This window comes from bacterium (assembly GCA_016124905.1).
In the GTDB taxonomy this organism is placed as follows: Bacteria; Pseudomonadota; Alphaproteobacteria; order Rickettsiales; family RI-342; genus RI-342.
Genome location: WGMV01000003.1, coordinates 47,663 through 66,656 on the forward strand (window position 1 = coordinate 47,663; position 18,994 = coordinate 66,656).

Annotated in this window: 14 protein-coding genes and 2 tRNA genes; 4 read left to right on the top strand and 12 right to left on the bottom strand. The window is 56.7% G+C overall.

What is annotated here, in order from left to right:
- Positions 1–10: 10 nt before the first annotated feature.
- The 5 genes from GC177_00925 to ilvN all read right to left on the bottom strand — a co-directional run bounded on the left by GC177_00925 (position 11) and on the right by ilvN (position 4,436).
- On the bottom strand, positions 11–1,276 hold the full coding sequence (locus tag GC177_00925) for a relaxase (GenBank protein MBI1274520.1): 1,266 nt from the start codon (positions 1,274–1,276) through the stop codon (positions 11–13).
- Between the two features lie 28 nt (positions 1,277–1,304).
- The gene (locus tag GC177_00930) at positions 1,305–1,694 is read right to left on the bottom strand and encodes a hypothetical protein (GenBank protein MBI1274521.1); all 390 of its coding nucleotides are present in this window, start codon (positions 1,692–1,694) and stop codon (positions 1,305–1,307) included.
- A 193-nt stretch (positions 1,695–1,887) separates the two neighbouring features.
- The gene (gene mnmC, locus GC177_00935) at positions 1,888–3,696 is read right to left on the bottom strand and encodes an FAD-dependent 5-carboxymethylaminomethyl-2-thiouridine(34) oxidoreductase MnmC (protein MBI1274522.1); all 1,809 of its coding nucleotides are present in this window, start codon (positions 3,694–3,696) and stop codon (positions 1,888–1,890) included.
- 45 nt (positions 3,697–3,741) lie between these two features.
- Positions 3,742–3,818 (bottom strand) — tRNA-Pro (locus GC177_00940).
- 21 nt (positions 3,819–3,839) lie between these two features.
- Positions 3,840–4,436: an acetolactate synthase small subunit gene (ilvN, locus tag GC177_00945; protein ID MBI1274523.1), complete on the bottom strand. Its 597-nt coding sequence runs from the start codon at positions 4,434–4,436 to the stop codon at positions 3,840–3,842.
- Positions 4,437–4,763: 327 nt separating this feature from the next.
- Between ilvN and GC177_00950 the strand changes: the two genes are divergently transcribed.
- Both GC177_00950 and GC177_00955 read left to right on the top strand, forming a co-directional pair.
- A tRNA-Met gene (locus tag GC177_00950) sits at positions 4,764–4,840 on the top strand.
- Positions 4,841–4,906: 66 nt separating this feature from the next.
- Positions 4,907–6,742, top strand: a complete 1,836-nt coding sequence (locus tag GC177_00955; GenBank protein MBI1274524.1) for an ATP-binding cassette domain-containing protein — start codon at positions 4,907–4,909, stop codon at positions 6,740–6,742.
- Between the two features lies 1 nt (position 6,743).
- Here the strand turns inward: GC177_00955 and GC177_00960 are convergent, their stop codons facing one another.
- The 7 genes from GC177_00960 to GC177_00990 form a co-directional block, all read right to left on the bottom strand.
- A complete protein-coding gene (locus GC177_00960; protein ID MBI1274525.1) occupies positions 6,744–7,775 on the bottom strand; it encodes a c-type cytochrome in 1,032 nt (343 codons plus the stop codon).
- Between the two features lie 18 nt (positions 7,776–7,793).
- A complete protein-coding gene (locus GC177_00965; protein MBI1274526.1) occupies positions 7,794–8,771 on the bottom strand; it encodes a c-type cytochrome in 978 nt (325 codons plus the stop codon).
- Between the two features lie 28 nt (positions 8,772–8,799).
- Entirely contained in the window at positions 8,800–9,612 is an 813-nt protein-coding gene (locus tag GC177_00970; GenBank protein ID MBI1274527.1) for a 3'-5' exonuclease, read from the bottom strand.
- A gap of 57 nt (positions 9,613–9,669) precedes the next feature.
- On the bottom strand, positions 9,670–10,185 hold the full coding sequence (locus tag GC177_00975) for a hypothetical protein (GenBank protein MBI1274528.1): 516 nt from the start codon (positions 10,183–10,185) through the stop codon (positions 9,670–9,672).
- Between the two features lie 82 nt (positions 10,186–10,267).
- Entirely contained in the window at positions 10,268–10,876 is a 609-nt protein-coding gene (locus tag GC177_00980; GenBank protein MBI1274529.1) for a TetR family transcriptional regulator, read from the bottom strand.
- Positions 10,877–10,930: 54 nt separating this feature from the next.
- Entirely contained in the window at positions 10,931–11,305 is a 375-nt protein-coding gene (locus GC177_00985; GenBank protein ID MBI1274530.1) for a DUF423 domain-containing protein, read from the bottom strand.
- Positions 11,306–11,355: 50 nt separating this feature from the next.
- Positions 11,356–17,715: a filamentous hemagglutinin N-terminal domain-containing protein gene (locus GC177_00990; GenBank protein ID MBI1274531.1), complete on the bottom strand. Its 6,360-nt coding sequence runs from the start codon at positions 17,713–17,715 to the stop codon at positions 11,356–11,358.
- Between the two features lie 364 nt (positions 17,716–18,079).
- Here GC177_00990 and GC177_00995 point away from each other — a divergent pair, with 364 nt between their 5' ends.
- Both GC177_00995 and trkD read left to right on the top strand, forming a co-directional pair.
- Complete coding sequence (locus GC177_00995) at positions 18,080–18,526, top strand: DUF3429 family protein (protein ID MBI1274532.1); 447 nt, start codon at positions 18,080–18,082, stop codon at positions 18,524–18,526.
- Positions 18,527–18,597: 71 nt separating this feature from the next.
- The coding region (trkD, locus tag GC177_01000; protein ID MBI1274533.1) for a potassium transporter Kup at positions 18,598–18,994 on the top strand (397 nt) is incomplete at its 3' end.

An 18,994-nucleotide genomic window follows, 5' to 3' on the forward strand; every position in this document is an offset into this window, starting at 1 on the left:
GGCACACCGCTTACATCCCCGGTTCAAAGCTGGGGCCGGAGCGCTTGCGTTTCGGAGGATTCGGACCGGTTCTCTGCGGTTTTTCTATCTCCGAATGGATTTCCTTGGTTATGCCTTCATAGCGCCCGATTTCCTTGCGGAAATCCAGAAGCAGTTCCTGATAGCCCCGGCGATATTCGATCACCCGTTCCTGCAATTCCCGGCGCATGCGTAACTGCTGTTCGATGAGCCGTTGCCGTTCTTCACGGTCACGGAGGTGGCACTGTTGCAGTTCCTGTTCATTTCTTGTGCGAATCTCGCCATATTTCCCGGTGATACGGAGCCAGATGCCTCTCAAGCCTCTCGGCATACGCGCCGACCGATTACGATCCTCCTGCTGTTTACGTTCTTTCTGTTGCGCTTCCAGATCGCGGCGCTGGTTCGTATGCATCCATTTCATAACGGATATTTCATGGAGATAGTCTTTGTATTTCTCCTTCACCGTGGTCTTTAACTCTACAATATCGTTTCGGAATGCATCCGCCGTTTGCTTATTGAACGCGATAAGGGTTTCGGCGACGGACGGCAGGTTGTCCGCATCGCCCAGCTTTTGCGTCAGGTCTTTCGTCTTCAGCTTGAGCATGCGACTCAGGGAATAGATTTCTCCCTGAGTGTCCATGACCACGAAGCCGCGCTTGTCGCCTTGCGCCAAGCGAAAGCCTCTCTCATGCAGCGCATTTTCAAAGGACGAGCGGTTGTCTGCCTGTTCCCAAGCGGTTTTCAATGTCATTTTTGTCATAGCGGGATGTACCTCCGTACGTTTGGATTGTTGCCATTCTTCATGGGTGAAATTGTTCGGGTCGCGTAAGCTGTGGTCGATGAAGCCCTGCGGCAGTTCCCAGCCGTATTGCAGGTAAAGCCGCTTCGAGAGATCGTTCAGCTTGCGCTTGTAGTGGGGCAGGTTTACTGCCTTCATAGTGCGGGCATTGATGCGCGACCAGATGCAATGGGCATGGCGGCGGCCATCTTTCTCATGGAATACCACCACCCGCGGCTGGCCTTTCAGCCCCATCGTTTTCTCAATCTTTGCCAGCGTTGTTTCAAAATACTCGACCGGGGCGGATTCATGGGCGGGCGGGTTGAGCGACACCGAGAACAGGTATTGTTTGCAGCGTGTTCCCCGGCTGGCGGCATAAATCTCATCCAATGCCCCGCGCACCGTATCGGAGAGAAAGCCCGATACTTCATGCACTTCTACATGCTCGTTATCGTGTACGTTCAGAAGATGCGCCGCCATTTGCCTTGCGCCGCCGCGCTGGTTTCCTTCAAGAATCATCGCGGCCTCCTTGACTGAGTGCCTTCATCAGCAGGGAGCGGATGGAGCGCACCTCACGGCAGGCGTCATGCAGGTGCTGTTCCGTATCTGGCGTGACCGGCAGGGAGCCGCTGTTTGCAGCCTTTGCCAGTTGGTTGAGATTAGCGGCAAGGCGGGATGCGCCAAGCGCAGTAAGAAGTTGCGCCAATAGCGTCTGATCCGCCACTGGGCGGTGCAGGCGGCGTTTGCGTGGCGTGGGCCTGTCGAACAGCCGGGAGCGGATATAAGCTCCCAGCGACATATTTCCAGCCTCCTGTTCCAGTTTCGCCCGTTCCTCAAAAGACAGGCGCAAGCAGAACGGCGCGGGAGCCGCCCGCTTTTTATCGTGGGATTCGGTCATGGGTGTGTCCTGATATATGGAAAGAAAATAAAGCAGCCGCACCGCCAAAGTGGGCGGGGGCATGGGGTAAGGTGCCAAAAAGCAAAAGCCGGGCATTTTTATGCCCGGCTTGAGGATTCGACTGTCAGGAACGACCTATCAGGAAGGCCCGAAGAAAATATGCTTCGGCACTGTCTTCAAAACTTCTTCCCATTCACCCAAAACAGTGAATAATCGGTTCGAAGTGGCTGCATTTATGTCCACCATCCAGCAACCCTGTCAATGTCCCGCGCGATCCATGCGCCAGGTGCAAATAAAGCCCCGCTGGCATCTGCGGCAGAAATGCGCGAACATCCCCCATCAACGGCATCCGCTGAGGCGTGGCGCAACGAATTGCCGCCCAAGGCTTCACATCCTTTGCATCCACCCCCGGAAATATTTGCTTCAATTTGCCAAGCAACACATCCACTTCATCATTCCGGATATCAGACAAAGCATCATGTCTCACAAAACTCGACCCCAGCACCATCCGTCCATCATGTAAGGGAGTAAGGTACTCACCCCAATTGATCACTGTTTTTAACCTGGCCAGCCGATCATCCGGCCTGAAGGAAATCAGCTGCCCTCGTACCGCTTCCAGCGGCAAATCCGGCAAAAGCGCCTTGGCGCCAAAACCGGTGGCCAGCACCACATGGTCAGTCAACATCGCGTGGCACTGCCCTTGTATGGAAACACGCCAGCCAATGCCGTCATGCTCCAACTGCGTTACACGGCTGTTAGGCATGAACTCTATAGATTCTCCTGCATGCGTCAGCAGCGCCCGGCAAAGGCTTTTCATGCACATCCAGCCGCCTTCGCCATAAAAAACGCCCCCGGCAGGCACATCCACCCCCGCCAGATACCTCGCCTCCTCACGGCTGACCTTACGCATAACCGAGTCCGGAAGCGATAATTTTGCCAGTAACCGTGCATGGCGGTCTTTACCCGGCTTATCCACCTCAAGCGCAAGCACGCCGCAAAGCTCTCCCTCAAGCTGAAAACCTTCCGCCTTCAACCCTTGCCAGATGTGCCGCGCATGGCCGAACCCCCGCGCATAAAGCTGCCCGCGCTCACTCCAATCCGCCGTGAAATAAGGCGCGAATGCCGCTGCGGGGTTGCCGCTCGCACCGGCGGCCAGATCATCCCCCGCCTCAAGCATCACCACCTCACGTCCCTGCCGCGCCAGGTGCCATGCCGCACCCACACCTGCCACACCGCCGCCGATCACCACTGCAGGCTGGGATCCCTTCACCATGGCGGGCGCAGCCGCTTCAATACGATAAACGCCTTTCAGCATGTCCCGCTTGCGGCCAAAGCCTCTGGCCTTTTCCATTAAGAACCCGGCCGCCGCCAGCCCTCGCCGCACGTGCCCCGCGGCTGTAAAGCTCGCAAGCGTGGCCCCGGCCTTGCTCATCCGCGCCATTTCTGCAAACAGGGCCTGCGTCCACATGCCTTCATTTCCAGCTGGTGCAAACCCATCCAGAAACCATGCATCCACGCAATGTGCCTCACCAAACGCCGCCAGGCATTCCACCGCATCCCCCAGCAAAAGGCGAAGCTCAATCCGCCCACCTTCGAGATAACGCACATGCTCACCCGGAAAGGGATGCGGATAAGCTCTCAGCAATGCCGCGCTTAATTCGGCCAGTTCAGGCCACACGGCATGCGCCCTGGCCATGTCCTCCGGCCTCATGGGGTGCAGTTCGGTGGTGATGTAGCAAAGATCGGGCCTGGGCTCCGGCAGCGCCTTCCACATCTGCCACAGAGCTAGAAAATTCAGCCCCGTGCCAAAACCCGTTTCCGCTAGGGTAAACCTGTCACAGTCGGCCAGACGGCCAGGCAATCCATTCTGAGCCAGAAACACGTACCGCGCCTCTTCCAGCCCATTTTCAGCCGAATAATACACATCGCCATATTGGGCGGAGCAAGGCAACGCTCCGTCTTTCCATTCAACCGCCGCAGGTGTGGGTAGAAGCTTGACCAAAATACCCCCAAAAGCAAAAAGGCCGCGCTGGGCGGCCTTTTTACATGGTCGGGGTGAGAGGATTCGAACCTCCGGCCTCTACGTCCCGAACGTAGCGCGCTACCAGACTGCGCCACACCCCGATGAAAACAGTGCCCGCGGTTTTACGAATTAACCACTACCGATGCAAGCTTTTTCCGCTCATCGGCCAACGCGGCCTCATCCTCGATCTTCAGGCTGGTGGCGCCGCGCTGCATGCCCACCACACCCGTACGCGCCACTTCCACCATGCCAAGCGGCCGCATCAGGTCCACAAAACTGTTCACCTTCGGCGCGCTCGCGGTGATTTCAAACACGAAGCTCTCCACCGTCGCATCCACCACGCGCGCATTGAACGCATCCACGATGCGCAACGCCTCCACCCGTGCCTGGCCGGACGCCACCACCTTGATCAGCGCCAGCTCTCGCTCTACATGCGCGCCCGCCAGCGTCAAATCCTCCACCCGGTGCACCGGCACCAAGCGCTCCAGCAATGACACAATCTGGCTGATCACCGTCTCTGGCCCCGACGTCACAATCGTGATGCGCGACAATTTGCGCTCCTGGTCCACCTCGGCCACCGTCAAGCTCTCAATGTTATAGCCACGGCCCGAGAACAGCCCCACCACGCGCGCCAACACGCCGAACTCGTTATCCACCAGCACGGCCAGCATATGCCGTTGGTGTGGTGCCGCTTTGAATGCTTCTGCCCGTGTGGTCATAAACCCCAGCTTTTGTGCTTTGCGCAAAGAGTTAGAGAATTAGCTTGCAACCGCAAGCCATTTCTTCTATCACCCCAATACTTTGCACCAAAGCATTGCAAACTGGTTACACAAAACCCCACTAGAATAAGATTTTCTGCGGTTTTGCCTGTACCCACTGGCCCGATTCATCAGACCAGCGCAACGCAGCCCCTCCGGGGTTTAATGGTGCTACCGGGTTTACCCGGAAAACAATGACGCGGGGTGGAGCAGCCCGCCGTAGTGGAGCGAAAGCGAAACGGTATAAACAAAAGCTGCTGCCGGGCTTTGCCCGGTAAGTAATGGTGACGCGGGGTGGAGCAGCCCGGTAGCTCGTCAGGCTCATAACCTGAAGGTCGTCGGTTCAAATCCGGCCCCCGCAACCAACAAAACCCCGGCATGTCCGGGGTTTTTTGTTTTTACATGCCCCCGCATTAGGCTATAGGCACCGCATGCTTACGATTCAGGACCTCACTTACCGCATTGCCGGGCGCACCTTGTTCGACAACACCTCCTTCAACCTTTCCGCAGGGCACAGGGTGGGGCTGGTCGGCCCTAACGGCACGGGCAAATCCACCCTCTTTAAGTTGATTTCCGGCGAACTCACGCCCGATGGCGGTGAAATCTCCCTCGCTAAAGGCGCGAGCCTCGGCATGGTCAGGCAGGACCTACCGGAAGACGACACAACACTCATCGATGTGGTGCTGGCCTTCGACAAGGAACGCTCCGCCCTGCTGAAGGAAGTGGAAACCTGCGAGGACATGCAGCGCATCAGCGACATCTACACCCGCCTGGAAGAAATCGGCGCCTACGACGCCCCCTCTCGTGCCGCCACCATCCTCGCTGGCCTTGGTTTCAACGATACGGCACAGAACACCGGCATCCAGAATTTCTCCGGCGGCTGGCGCATGCGCGTGGCGCTCGCCGCTGCACTGTTCTGCGAGCCCAACCTGCTGATGCTCGATGAGCCGACCAACCACCTCGATTTCGAAGCCCTCGTCTGGCTGGAGCAATATCTCAGCAAATTCCGCGAAACCCTGCTCATCATCAGCCACGACCGCGAGATCCTGAACAAGACCGTCGACATCATTCTCCATCTCGACCGCCAAAAGCTCGTCGGCTACACCGGCAATTACGACTGGTTCGAACGCCGCCGCGCCGAGAAGATGATGAACCAGCAGGCCATGCACGAACGCCAGATGGCGCAGAAGGCCAAAATGATGGAATTCGTCGACCGCTTCCGCGCCAAGGCCAGCAAGGCCCGCCAGGCGCAAAGCCGCCTGAAGGCCATTGAGAAAATGGACATCGTCGATGCCGTCATCGCCGACCGCGTCACCGCTTTCGCCTTCCCGCAGCCGCAGGAACTCGCCTCTCCCCTCATCACGCTGGACGGCGTGGATGTAGGCTACGAACCCGGCAAGCCCATCCTGAAAAATCTGAACCTCCGCATCGACATGGACGATCGCATCGCCCTGCTCGGCGCCAACGGCAACGGTAAATCCACGCTGGTGAAACTCCTTTCCGGCAAGCTCGCGGAGCAAAAAGGCCACATCCACAAATCCGGCAAGATGAAAGTGGGTTATTTCGCCCAGCACCAGACAGAAGAACTGGACGTCACCCTCACCCCGTTCGAAGTCATGCGCGAAGCACTGAAAGGCACCGCCGAACCCAAAATCCGCGCCATGCTCGGCCATTTCGGTTTCGACAAACACAAGGCCGATACCAAGGTGGGCGAACTTTCCGGTGGCGAGAAGGCGCGCCTGCTTTTCTGCCTCATGAGCCACGACGCCCCGCACATCATGCTGCTTGACGAACCGACCAACCACCTCGATATCGACGCGCGCGAAGCTTTGATGCAGGCGCTCAACAATTACGAAGGCGCCGTCATCCTCGTCAGCCACGATCCGCACCTGGTGGAATGTGTGGCCGACCGCCTCTGGCTGGTGGCCGATGGTACCTGCCAATCCTACAATGACGACCTGGATGCGTATCGCAACCTGGTCATGCGCCAGCGCCGCAAGGAACGCGACGACGCCCGCCAGGATGCCAAGGCGGGCAAGAAGTCACGCCGCGAATCCGCCGAGACGCCCGAACAGCAATCCGCCAAACTGGAAAGCAAAATCGCCGACCTTACCACCCGCAAATACGAATTGGAAAATGAAATGGCCGCCCTGGCCAGCAGCAGCGACGCCAAAGGCATCACCAAACTCGATGCCAGCTACAAACAACTGCTGCAGGAACTGGAACAGGCGGAAACCGAGCTGGAAGCGCTGATCGCCACCCTTTAGCTCATTTCATCTTATCCAGCGGCACGCCCTTATATTTGCCCGTCAGTGTTTTCAGGAAGGCGGAGATAGCCTGCACCTCTTCAGGCTTCAAATTGGTGCCCAGCTGATATTTGCCCATTTTGCGCACAGCCTCTTCCAGAGTGGGCACCTTGCCATCATGGAAATAAGGTGCGGTCACCCCCACATTGCGCAGCATCGGCACCTTGAACCTGTATTTATCTTCCTCAAGCCTGGTTGCGCTGTAGCGCCCCATATCGCTCTCAGAAACTTTCCCGCCCCTGTCTTTGAAATAATCCTGATTCAACGCTTGATAGCTCTCACCACCGAAGTAATTGCCGCTGTGGCAATTAGCGCAGCCCTTGGTCTTAAACAGCGCGAATCCTCTTTTCTCCTGTTCATTTAACGCCTGTTCATCGCCCCGCAGAAAATCATCAAAACGCGAGTCCGGCGTAATCAGCGTCTTTTCAAATTCTGCAATCGCATCGGCAATGGTCTCCTCGCTGATTTTTCCTTGATAGAGCTTCCCAAAAGCCGTCACATAATCCTTGTTTGCCTTCACCCGCTCCACCAGATTATGCCATTTGGCAACCATCTTGCCATCGCCATGGATTGAGGGTTCCTCACCACGCTTCTTGACGTCGTCATTCTCCATTTCCTGCACCAGTGCATAAAGCGCCTGCGCATTCAGATTCGCCGCACGCCCGTTCCAGAACTGCACAAAATTACGGTCGGAATTATAAACGGTGGGCGAATTCACCTTGCTCATCTGCCCCATTACACCCGGCGAAAGGGGCAACTGATCGCTGCCGCCCTTTTTCAGATCATGGCAGGATGCACAGGATATCTTCCCATCGGTGGAAAGCGCCCGGTCGTGGTATAGCTTGCCGCCAAGCTCGGCCTTGGGCTCATTAACCCTCACCTGGGGCGGCAACGGCGTGTAGGTATAGACCTTATCCGCAGCCCATGCTCCCGAACCCGTTACACAGGAGAAGAACAGAACACTCACCGCAGCCTTGCAAAAAACCTTCCTCATGGCGCGGCCTCCTCTGGCCTATTTCATCTTGTCCAGCGGCACAGCTTTGTATTTCCCCGTGAGGGTTTTCAAAAATGCCGTGATGGCCTGCACCTCATCCGGCTTCAAATCCATCCCCAGCTGATATTTGCCCATTTTGCGCACGGCATCGTCCAGCGTCACCGCCTTGCCGTCATGAAAATAAGGCGGCGTCACGGCCACGTTGCGCAGCATCGGCACCTTGAAGAAATGCCGGTCCTCTTCCTTCTTGGTCACATTGAAGCGTCCCATATCGCCATCGGTCAGCCTGCCGCCGCGGGCTTTGAAATAATCCGGGTTAAGCTGCTGGTAGGATTCACCCCCGAAGTAATTGCCGCTATGGCAGGTAGTGCATCCCACGGAAGTGAAGAGCTCGAACCCTTTCTTTTCCTGCTCCGTTAGCGCCTTGTCATCGCCGCGCAGATAATCGTCAAAGCGGGAATCCGGCGTGATCAGCGTCTTTTCAAATTCCGCAATTGCATCGGCAATGTTTTCCTTCGTCACCTTGCCGCCGTAAATTTTCTTGAACGGCTCCGTATAATCCTTGTTCGCCTTAACCTTCTCCACCACATTGGGCCATTTCTCACCCATCTCAACGGGGTTTTCAACCGGCCCCAGGGCTTGTGCCTTCAGGTCTTTCGCACGCCCATCCCAGAACTGCACAAAATTATGCGCGGAGTTGTAAACGGTGGGGGAATTCACCCCGCCCTTCTGCCCTTTCACCCCGGGGGAAACCGGTAACCGGTCCACGCCGCCCTTTTCCAATGCGTGACAGGATGCGCAGGAGATACTGTTATCCACGGAAAACAGCTTGTCATGGTACAGCTTGTCGCCAAGTGCGGCCTTGGCTTCATTCACCTTGACGGTTTGCGGCAATGGCTTGTAACCCTTTTTGGCGTCATCCGCCGCCCATGCGGCATGTGCCATAACAATCGCGGCCATCACAGCCGCCACAGAACCCTTGCGTGCAATACCCATCTATTCCCCCCAGAACAATAACGCCAGATTAGCAAACTTCCGCCTCTTGCCAAGCGGTTAGAAAATCCCTGTACACCTTTTTTGTTTCGCCCTGGCTGGTCAGCCACTCCCGCACCTGGTCCACCGCCTGATCATGCAGCTTAGCGCTGGTGCGGCCCGTATGCAGTGCATGGCGCAAATACACCAGGTAGGTATTCAGCACATCTGTTTCGCAATAATCGCGGATGGCTTCCATCTCCCCCCGGTCATACATGGGCATCACATCGCTGCCGTCGGGACCGAATTTTCCCGGCAGGCCCAGAATGGAACACACCTCATTCAACCGGATACGGGCCGAAGCGCCGTAATCCGAAAGCACCTCCAGCAGGTCGCAATGCCAGTCGGCGCTGTAGCGGCTTTGGTAATTGTTCCACTTATCGCCACTTTGATACAGCCACGAGGCCTGCACGCCATATTTCATGGCGCGGTATTTCAGCACGGGTATGTCAAAGGTGCGGCCATTAAAGGTTACCAGGCGCGGACGCATTCTTCCGGCATAGGCGAAAAACCCCTTGATCAGCTGCTCCTCGCTGGAATCCGCCTCCCCGCCACAGCGCACCTCTTCCAGCGTGTAGCATTCCCCATCGCTGCCGTAATCGATATGCGCCTTCACCATGCCGATGGCCACCACCTTGTGAAAAGGCTGGCGCAAAAAAGCATTCTTTCCGTCCGTCGCTTTCAGGTGATAATCCTCCAGCGCCCTGCGCTGTTCGGAAAGATCGGCTGACTCCAGCCCTATCAAACCTTTTGCCGCCTCGGCATCCGGTATGGTTTCAATATCCAGCACCAGCAAATGTTCCACGAACGTCCCCCCTGCAATTACAAGGGCAACCTAACGAAGCCCGGCCTGTGTGGCAAGTCAGGCAGCGGCGGTGATACCGTCAACGCCATGGGGAAGAACAGGCGCATAGGCCTTATCTGCGGCGGCATGATTCTCCAGCGCCGTTTCATGATGATAATGGTACGTAAACTGCTTCCCGTCGTAACGCACACCCACCAGGTTATCATTGTGGTAATGCAGGCAGGTTTTATCGGTAAACCCTTCCTTCAGCAGGCTGATGGCATCGGCAATATCATGGCTCGTCGGGGTTTCCTGCACATGTTCGGCGCCGACCAGCAGCTGCAAACTGCCGCTTTCCACCGGCGCGATAAAGAAAATACTGTGATGGGGCGCCAGAATATAGGTGGCCACTATTTTTTTACCGCCCCGGCGGTGAGCCAGCCGCACCAGCACGGTTTCCGCATGCGGGTTGGAAATTTTCCACAAATGGTCCCATTCACCCATGCAGCGGTAGCGGCGGTCATGCGCCGCCAAGCCTAACGCCTTGACATTAATTACGCGTTTCGTTTTTTCCTGAACATATTCGCCGGGCATATTCCCTCCGTTTTCTCTTATGAAGGGATATAAGCAATGAACGTGCCAAGATTGGATCGGATGTGAAATTAGTTGCAAATGGCTAGCGTGCGGCCTTCTGCAAAAGCCCGGCCAGATAGGCATCTATCAGCGAAACGATCATTTCCGCCACTTGGCTGGCGCCTTTCAGCCCAAGCTTGTGCCCCTGGCTCAAATGGCCAATACCATAGATGCCCGACCACAGCACCCGCGCCGCCACCCCCGCCCGCTCGGGGTCATTTCCGAGAATTGGCATCAGCACCTGCTCAAACGGCACGAAAATGGATGCCAACAGTGGCTGATAGGCTTCCGGCAGCGTCAGGCCGGGTTTCGGGCGAAACTCCATCCATGCCTGCCACAGGCCTGGATATTGTGCAATGAAACCAAGCATGGTCTGCGCCAGGGTAAACAGCGCCTCTCGTGGCGGTTTTCCGGCAATCGCCGCCGTTGCCAGCTTTTCATGTAGCAGCGAAAGCGTATGGAGCTGCACCTGCGCCAGCAAATCATCCCGATCCTGAAATAAGTGATAAAGCGTACCGACCGTGTAGCCAATTTCCTTGGCTACATTGCGCATGGAAAGCGCCTTGGCGCCTTTTTCGGTCAGCAGGCGCTGCGCAGCCTCAATGGCCATTTCGCGCAATTGTTCCGGCTGGTGATCATTACGGCGGGCCATGTAACATCCCTAAATAAACACCGTTATATAATCATGCCGCACGCTTCTGTCCAGTCACTTGCGCAGCAACGCGAAGGCAGTTAACAGCCACCCCGCCATGCCGAGCAGGCCCAGAAATGGAATCAGCGGACCAAACGAGAATAAGAAAAACAGACGAACATAAATGCTGGAGGCAAACAGCACTCCGGCGCCGCCAATCAGCCAGCCGCCTGCAAGCGCCAGCCTTCTGCTTCGGAAAGCATTTACATGAAAGCCCACCTGTAAGGCCGCCAGCACATGGACGGCATGCACCATCCACGCTATCAAGAAACTAAGCCATGCCGCCGGCTTCATCACCGACATGCCATGCGCGCCGAACGCCCCGGCAAGCATCCAGAAAAACCCCATGAACAGCGCAAAAAGAATTAAGTTCCGTTGGCTTTTATCCATGATGCTCTCCCCTTCATTCCTCTAGGGGCTAAGCCATTTGCGGCGACAGGTCAACCAGTGATCACGCGGCGGCGGCGCTCCGGAACCGGCAGTTCCTTGTCGTTCACGCTGAAATAGTGCCGCACTTCAGGGGCGACGTATAACAATCCCTCCACCATATACCCCGGCAATGGACGGATAGTCGGGTGGAATTCCATAGCGGATGGTTTCGTTGCGGGCCCAACCGGGTTTTGCCACCATAATTCCGCATTACCTCCGTCATTATCCTGATACATGTCAAACAGATGGGTCAGGACTGCCGGTTGCGTAAGGCCGTTCAACACGGGCGCAGGCACATTAACAGGCGGCACGGACGGTGGAGAAGCAACCCCTGTTACCACCAGCGCCCCGTTTACATAATACAAAGTATAGTTCGCCCCGCCCGTTCCTCCGGAAGGCGTGATGACATAAGTACCAGGAGCCGCATGAATGCCTGCATTGGCGCCCATCGCCACACCAGACACCACCGAAGGCAGGTCGCCATTCCTCAATCCGCTTAAGGTGTAGGTAAAGGCGGGGTTAGGTTCGCCCTGCGCACGCGTGGCATTATCGGCAATCACATTCAAACCGGCCCGTGCAATGGTCAGCGTGCCGTTCTGCCGGACAATGGTGTAATTACCGCCCGCGCTGCCACCCGTAAGGCTGATGGCGGCAGTCCCCGCCCCTGTGCCGACATTGGCTGCCGTCGAGAGGCTGTAGCCGGTGAAAAGACCGACGCCGTCACTGTTTTTGAAACCACTGAAACCAAGTGTCAAAACCGGGTTAGCATCGCCATAGACCTTGGTCTTATTTTGCGCCGTCACCGTCAGCACCGCCGGTGTGATGGTCAACACGCCGTCATTCCGCACGATGGTGTAATTGCTGCCTGCGCTGCCGCCCGTAAGTGTAATGGCTTCCGTTCCCACGCCGGTGGTGGCATCCGCCAGGCTGGAAAGCGTATAGCCTGTGAACAAGGCCGATGTGTCGCTGTTCTTGAATCCGCTGAAACCCAGCGTTAAGGCAGGGTTTGCATCGCCATATTCCTTCGTCTTGTTCTGCGCCGTCACCGTCAGCGTGGCAGGTGTGATCGTCAGCACGCCGGTATTGGCGGAAACAATGCTGTAGCCCATATCCGACACAAGCGTATTGACGGAGGCGTTGATACCCGCCGTACCTATGCCGGTAGAGTTGGTTGCCGCCGTGGAGAAGCTGGCGCTGCCCGTTAGGGCGGTAGCAGCCGTATCTCCGTCAATGAATCCACTGTAGGAAGGTGTAAAACCAGGATTGGCATCGCCATATTCCCGGCTGACGCTGCTGGCGGAAACCGTAATCGTCGGTGCGATACTGTAAAGAAACACATTGCCCGTTTCCGTCACCGAGCCCGGCGGGTATCCGCCATAGGTGCGGTTATATCGTTTTACAAAGCCTGAACTTTCACCCCGCGTGTCATCAGCAGGGTCTGCGCTGTAAATCAGGTAACGGCCCGCACCCGGATTAAGGCTCCCGGCGCCCGCCTGGTTATCGAAAATGGAAGCGGCGATCACCAGGCTGTTGCCATTGCCCGTGGTTGCCAGGCTTCCATTCAGGCGCACCGTTCCGCCGGAGAGCAAAAGCAGGCGCGAAGGTATGGAAATGGCACCGCCCGTGGTCACATCTCCCGATGATAAAGAGCCGATACTCACGCGCGTGCCTGAATACAGCCTTCCAAGCGTCCCGGCCGAAAGCTGCCAGCTGCCGGCGCCCCCCGCCAGCCCTATGGTGCTTCCGGCCGTATAAGGCACCAGGTTAATATCGCCCGTTGTGCGAATATCCCCACTGTCGGAAACGATATCGGATGTCACGCTAAGGCTGGATAGCGCTGTACCGGCTCCCACATCATCGTCAAACGTCACCTGCCCCGTCTTGGCGTTCAGTACCAGCGCCTGCGCGCCATCCACAAGGCTGTTAAACGTAATGTTGCCGCCATCGGTAGCAAGCGTGATGCCCGCATTCAACAGCACCGGCCCCGTAAAACGGAACGCCGCATTACTGAGTGCCACAGCCGCCTGGTTGCCAAGCAGCACGATGCGGTTGCTCACATCCGCCGCGGCCCGCACAAACCGCACAGGGTCCTTCCAGTTGCTGTATGCGCCGATCTGGATGGCGGCCGTACTGTCGCTACGTCCGAAAATAATCTCCGAAAACCCGTCTTGAATGGCATCAAGCTCGGAGGTGCTGAAATTCATGATGCCGCTTCCACCTGCAATGCCAACCGATGTGGTAATGGACCCCGGATAAAAGCTTAAGGTGCCTGTACCGCTCAAATTGGCGCCAATGGTAACATCGCCGGTGGTCTGGAATGTGGCATTGTTCGCATTGAAATTCTGCGCCCCGGTAACGTTGATACCACCACTGCCGGAAACGAATGAAACCGGCGCATTCCAGCCCGTATAGCCCGCAATCTCCAGCGAAACGGTGCTGGCGGCATTGCCGAACGTCAAGCTGCCCCAGCCGCTCTGGATACGTGCAAGCTCGATTGCATCCACATTGAACGTACCGGCGCCCCCGGCCAGACCGACCGTAACGTTATTACTGACCGGCCGCATGGTTAAATCGCCCCCCGCGCTGGTGAGGTTGGCATTCAGGCTGAATGCCCCATCCGCCAGGAAGGTGGCATCGTTCCCGTTGAAATTCTGCGCACCCGCCACGGTAATGCCGCCAGTCCCGCTGCGGAAAGTCACATCATCCGCCCAGGTGGTAAAGCTATTAAGTGTCAGCAGGCTGGCGCTGGCATCATTGCCAAACACAATGCCGGACCAGCCGTTCTGAATACGTCCAAGCTCGGTTGCATCAATGGCAACCGCACCCGCGCCACCGGCCAGCCCCATGGCCACGTTGGTGGCGGCCTGCATGATGGTAAGCACGCCCGTGCCGGAAAGATTGGCATTGATCGCCATGTTGGAATTGGTTTCGAACGTAGCGTTATTACCATTGAAATTCTGCGCGCCCGCTACCGTGATAACACCTGTATTGGTGTAAAAATGCACCGGGTCCCGCCAGTTGGAATAGGCGTTGATCGCCATGGCCACGGTGGAGTCGGCACGGCCGAACATAATCTCCTGCCATCCATCGGTAATTCGGTCGAGCTCAGCCACGCTAAGCCCCATGGTGCCCGCTCCCCCGGCCAGGCCGGTGGTGGTATTGGTGGCCAGCGGCTTGAAATAAAGAATGCCACTTCCCGTAAGTGCCGCATTGATAGCCGGATTGGAACCCAGCTCCATGGTAAGATTGTAAGTGCCCGTATTCTGCGCCCCGCTCACCGTCACCACGCCGGTGCTGCTGCGGATGGTCAGGTGCGTATTCCAGGTCACGGCATTGAAGGTCTTGGTTCCGGTATCGCCCGTTGTGCCGATATAGATATTGGCAAAACCAGGCTGAATATTATCCAGAGATGCGTTTGAAACCGTCGTTGTGCCGGCAACCGCCGCACTGCCAATAATGGTGTTATTGCTCACATTGGACGAAGAAAGCGTGAGATTACCAGTTCCGTTCAATGCGGCATTGATCTGGATCTCCCGGTCGGCACGCAGGGTCATGTTATACGCGCCCGCATTCTGCGCCCCGGCAATCACCACATTATTGTCATCCACCCGGAAGTCCGTGTTATAGTTCCAGGTGTAAGCACCAACCGTCATCAATGAATCCAGGGTAGAGGTGCTGCCGAATACCACGGTGGCCCACCCGGCCTTGATACGGTCCAGCTTGGCATTGGTCAGTTGCAGGGTTCCCGGCTGGCCGTCACCGATTCCCATCGCCACGTTGGCATCCGGGCCGATGGCAAGCGTGCCGGTACCGTTCAGGTCCTGGTTGAAATTCATCAGGCGTCCGCTGAAGGTGGCATTATTACCCTGGAAGTTCTGCACGCCATTCAGGTTGATGGCCCCCGTGCCGCTGCGAAAGATTACGTTATCATTCCAGGTATAGGCCTGGATATCCATCGCCCCTGTGTTGCCTGCAAGCCCAAGCGAGATGCTGCCCCATCCGTTGGTGATCAGCCCCAGTTCCGCATCGGTCAGGTTATACCCACCCGCCGAACCATTGCCGATGCCCACCGTACTGTTTGTATCCGGCGTCAGGCTCAATGTGCCGCTGCCCGTTAATGAAGCCAGAACATTGATAGTGCGTGAAGAAAGCGTGAGGTTATTGGTAAGGGCGTCCTGCGCGCCATTCACGGTAAGCCCCGCATTGCCGGTACGGATGGTGGTATTATCGTTCCAGGTTGCAGCACGCAGATCAACGGCGCCGGTCCCGTTTGTCCGGCCGATCACGATACTGCCCCACCCGTTTGTGATGAAACCGAGCTCGGTTGTATCCAGGTTGAACACGCCGGTCGCGCCATTACCAACACCGATAGTAACGCCTGTGGCATCCGGCTGGAAGGTAAGCGTGCCCGTGCCCGTCAGCGCGCCCGCCACCGTCAGGTTGCGGGTATTGATCGTCATGTTGCCGCTGCCGGTGCCAATGGTTCCGTTGATATTGATGGTGCCGTTTCCGGTATAAAGGTTCAGCGCTCCCGTATAGCTCCAGCCATCCACATCAATCGTACCCAGAAAAGACGTGCTGCCGAGCTGAACCGTGTTCCACCCGGCAGCAATATTGGCCCTGTCCGTTGCGCTGATGTTAAAGCTCGCCGTAGTGCTGCCGATGCTCATATTACCCGTGGTGTTCTTCGGCTGGATAATGAGGGTGGAGTTGGCACCTGCATCAGAGATGGAAGCATTCAGCACCACATCCCGGCCAACCGTGTAGGTTTGCCCCGTTCCTGAAATCGGAGCGTTCACCACCACGTCACGATGGGCATTGAGGGTAAGACGCGTGGCCCCCGTCCAGGAAATAGCGTCGGCAATGGTGATATCGCCATTGCCCGCCCCGCTGGCATTGGTTTGAATGGTGACGTTACTGGCATTGAGAAGATTCACCAGCGTACCTGCCGTGGCTGCATCGCCGATATTTACATAGGATGTTGCATTGGAAGCCGAATCATACACATTCGCCGCAGCCACAAGGTCCGGCGCGCCGCTCGGGTTGCAGGACGCGTCACTGCTCGCGCCATATTGGCAGACGATGATATCACCCGGGTCCAGGAGCAGATCACCTGTCTGGCCATGGGGAGCGCTTGTATCGGCGGTGCCATTAAAATCCAGGTGGTTTTTGCCGGATACTTCAATGAAGCCGCCATTGCCAGCTTCCGCTCCCCCACGTGCGGCCGCATGGCCTTCATAGGATGTATAACCGTCGGACCAGAAGATCACCTCGCCGCCATGCCCGTTGTACGTGGCGGAGGCGTCCGCTCGGGTACCTGCTTGAACGGTAAGTTTTTTTGCATTGAACGGCTCACCCCGCCCTTGCTTGCCGCCCCCCACATGAATCACACCACCCCCGGCGGGACCCGTCGCATCAAGCGACGAACCGGAGGAAAGCTCGATATCCTCGGCCAGCACCCGAATGGTACCGCCCTTATCCTGCAGGGTTGCGCCACGCGTGCGCACCTTGCCGGATTGTACAATCCGCCCCCCCGCGCCCCCTGCACTGAGGATGATTTCCCCGCCGCGCCGCTGTACACGGTTGGCCTGCACAACGCCCTGGTTGAGAATCAGCCGGTCCACCTGGTTGCGCGCCTGTGCCGCGGTCAGCGCAATGCTGCCTCCATCGGCGGCGATTGTGCCCTGGTTTTTGACCAGCTGTTTCACCGCATTGCCTTCCATCGCCACATTCAAAAGCCCGTCGCCCGCCATATCGAGTGTGAATTTATTGCCCGAAGCAAGCTGAACCCTGCCCAGCTGGGCTTCTATCACCCCGCTGTTTTCCACCTGCGGGGCCACCAGCCCCACCAGCCCGGCATTACGTGCCGTGATGCGCCCCTGGTTCACCACCCGGGCATTGGGGTTGTTACCGGCGGTATAATGGCCGCCATTCATGGCCTCCTGCGTGGTCACGCGGGATGTGCTGGCGACGATACCACTTGCATCCACCCGGGCATTAGGGCCAAACATCACACCATTCTGATTAAGAATGACCAGGCGCCCATTAGCCGTCAATTGGCCATCGATAAAACTGCCGCGCGCGCTGTTCACTCGGTTAACGGTCAAACTATCGCGCCCTGGCTGATGAAACCGCACCGCTTCATATGATCTCACATCAAACGCCCGCCAGTCAATCACAGCCCTATTTGATTGCTGGTGAATATTCAGCTGGTTAGCCTGTGCGTCAATCGTTGCGCTACCGGCAGCGACGTTGCCTCCTTGTGGCAAGGCAAGGGCGGGCCATGGCAAACATATCGCCATTGCCAATATTAGCCCGCAAAACCGAAAAACCTGCCTTCGCACACACGCCTCCACTCTCTGTTTTAACATGGCGCGCTTGTAGAATGATTAACAACAGGCAAAAAATGACTATTTTACAGCGTTTTATAATTTTTATTTCAGCTATCTACCATGACGTGTCGACAAATAGAGCTATTTTAATTACGGTTTCGAGCCAATCTTTAGTGGCTATGGATTATAAAGAAGCCGCAAAGCCGGGCATGAAATTTAATTCAACACCGTATAAATACAATATCTACATAGGGTTGTTTTTCTTGTGAAATAAACATGCTTTCTCTGTGGATAAGTTTTGACAATCAACCATTAGTTATCTATACATTTAGACCCGTTCTAATGAAAAAATAAGAAATTCCACAGGCGGGACAACAAGATTGCTTTTGTCAGGGAGAGCATCATGGAACGCGCCATCACACGCTGGCTTGCCGTCAGCGGAATCATTCCCTTTGCGCTATGCAGCGCCCTGGTCATTTTAAACTGGCATGCGCAGCTGGCCATGCAGGGGTTGTTGGTTTATGCCGCCATAACGCTCACCAGCTTTGCCGCCATTCATCTGATGCTGGGCGTGAACAACGCCAACAGCCCAAAATGGTTTGCCCTGCTCAGCATTGCGCCCCCCTTGTGCGCCTGGCTGGTGCTGCTGCTTCCCGCCCCCTGGCCAACAACGCATGAAACCTTGCAGTGCCTTCTCATGGCGCTGTGCTTTACCATGTTTTTTGCCATCGATGCCTGGGGCCTGTCCCGAAACCTGATCAATCGCTGGTTTTTCACCCTGCGCACCAGCGCCACCATGCTGGCCATTGCCAGTCTGGGTCTGGCGGCATGGTGGATCCCGCTGGAGTGATCTTTAGAGGGTTTTTACTCTTTTCCTGCTACGACGATTGTGATTTAACTGCCTGAACAGGCGGAGCGGGAATGAGCGCGAATTCGAACAAGACTAGGCTAATGGGCCTTACCGTGGGTGCTGTCGGCGTCGTGTATGGCGACATTGGCACAAGCCCCTTATACGCATTTCGCGAATCCATCATCGCAGCCACGCACGATGGCGGCAATCTACAGCCCGAAATGGTCCTGGGCGTCCTGTCCCTGCTGCTATGGACCCTACTGATCGTCGTGACGCTCAAATACATCGTCATCCTTATGCGGGCCGATAACCAGGGTGAAGGCGGTATTATTTCGCTTATGGCGCTGGCTCAGCATGTGCTTGGTAAATCAAGCGGCTGGATATTGACCTTTGGCATGGCCGGAGCCGCGCTTTTTTACGGGGACTCCATCATTACACCGGCCATTTCCGTGCTATCCGCGCTGGAAG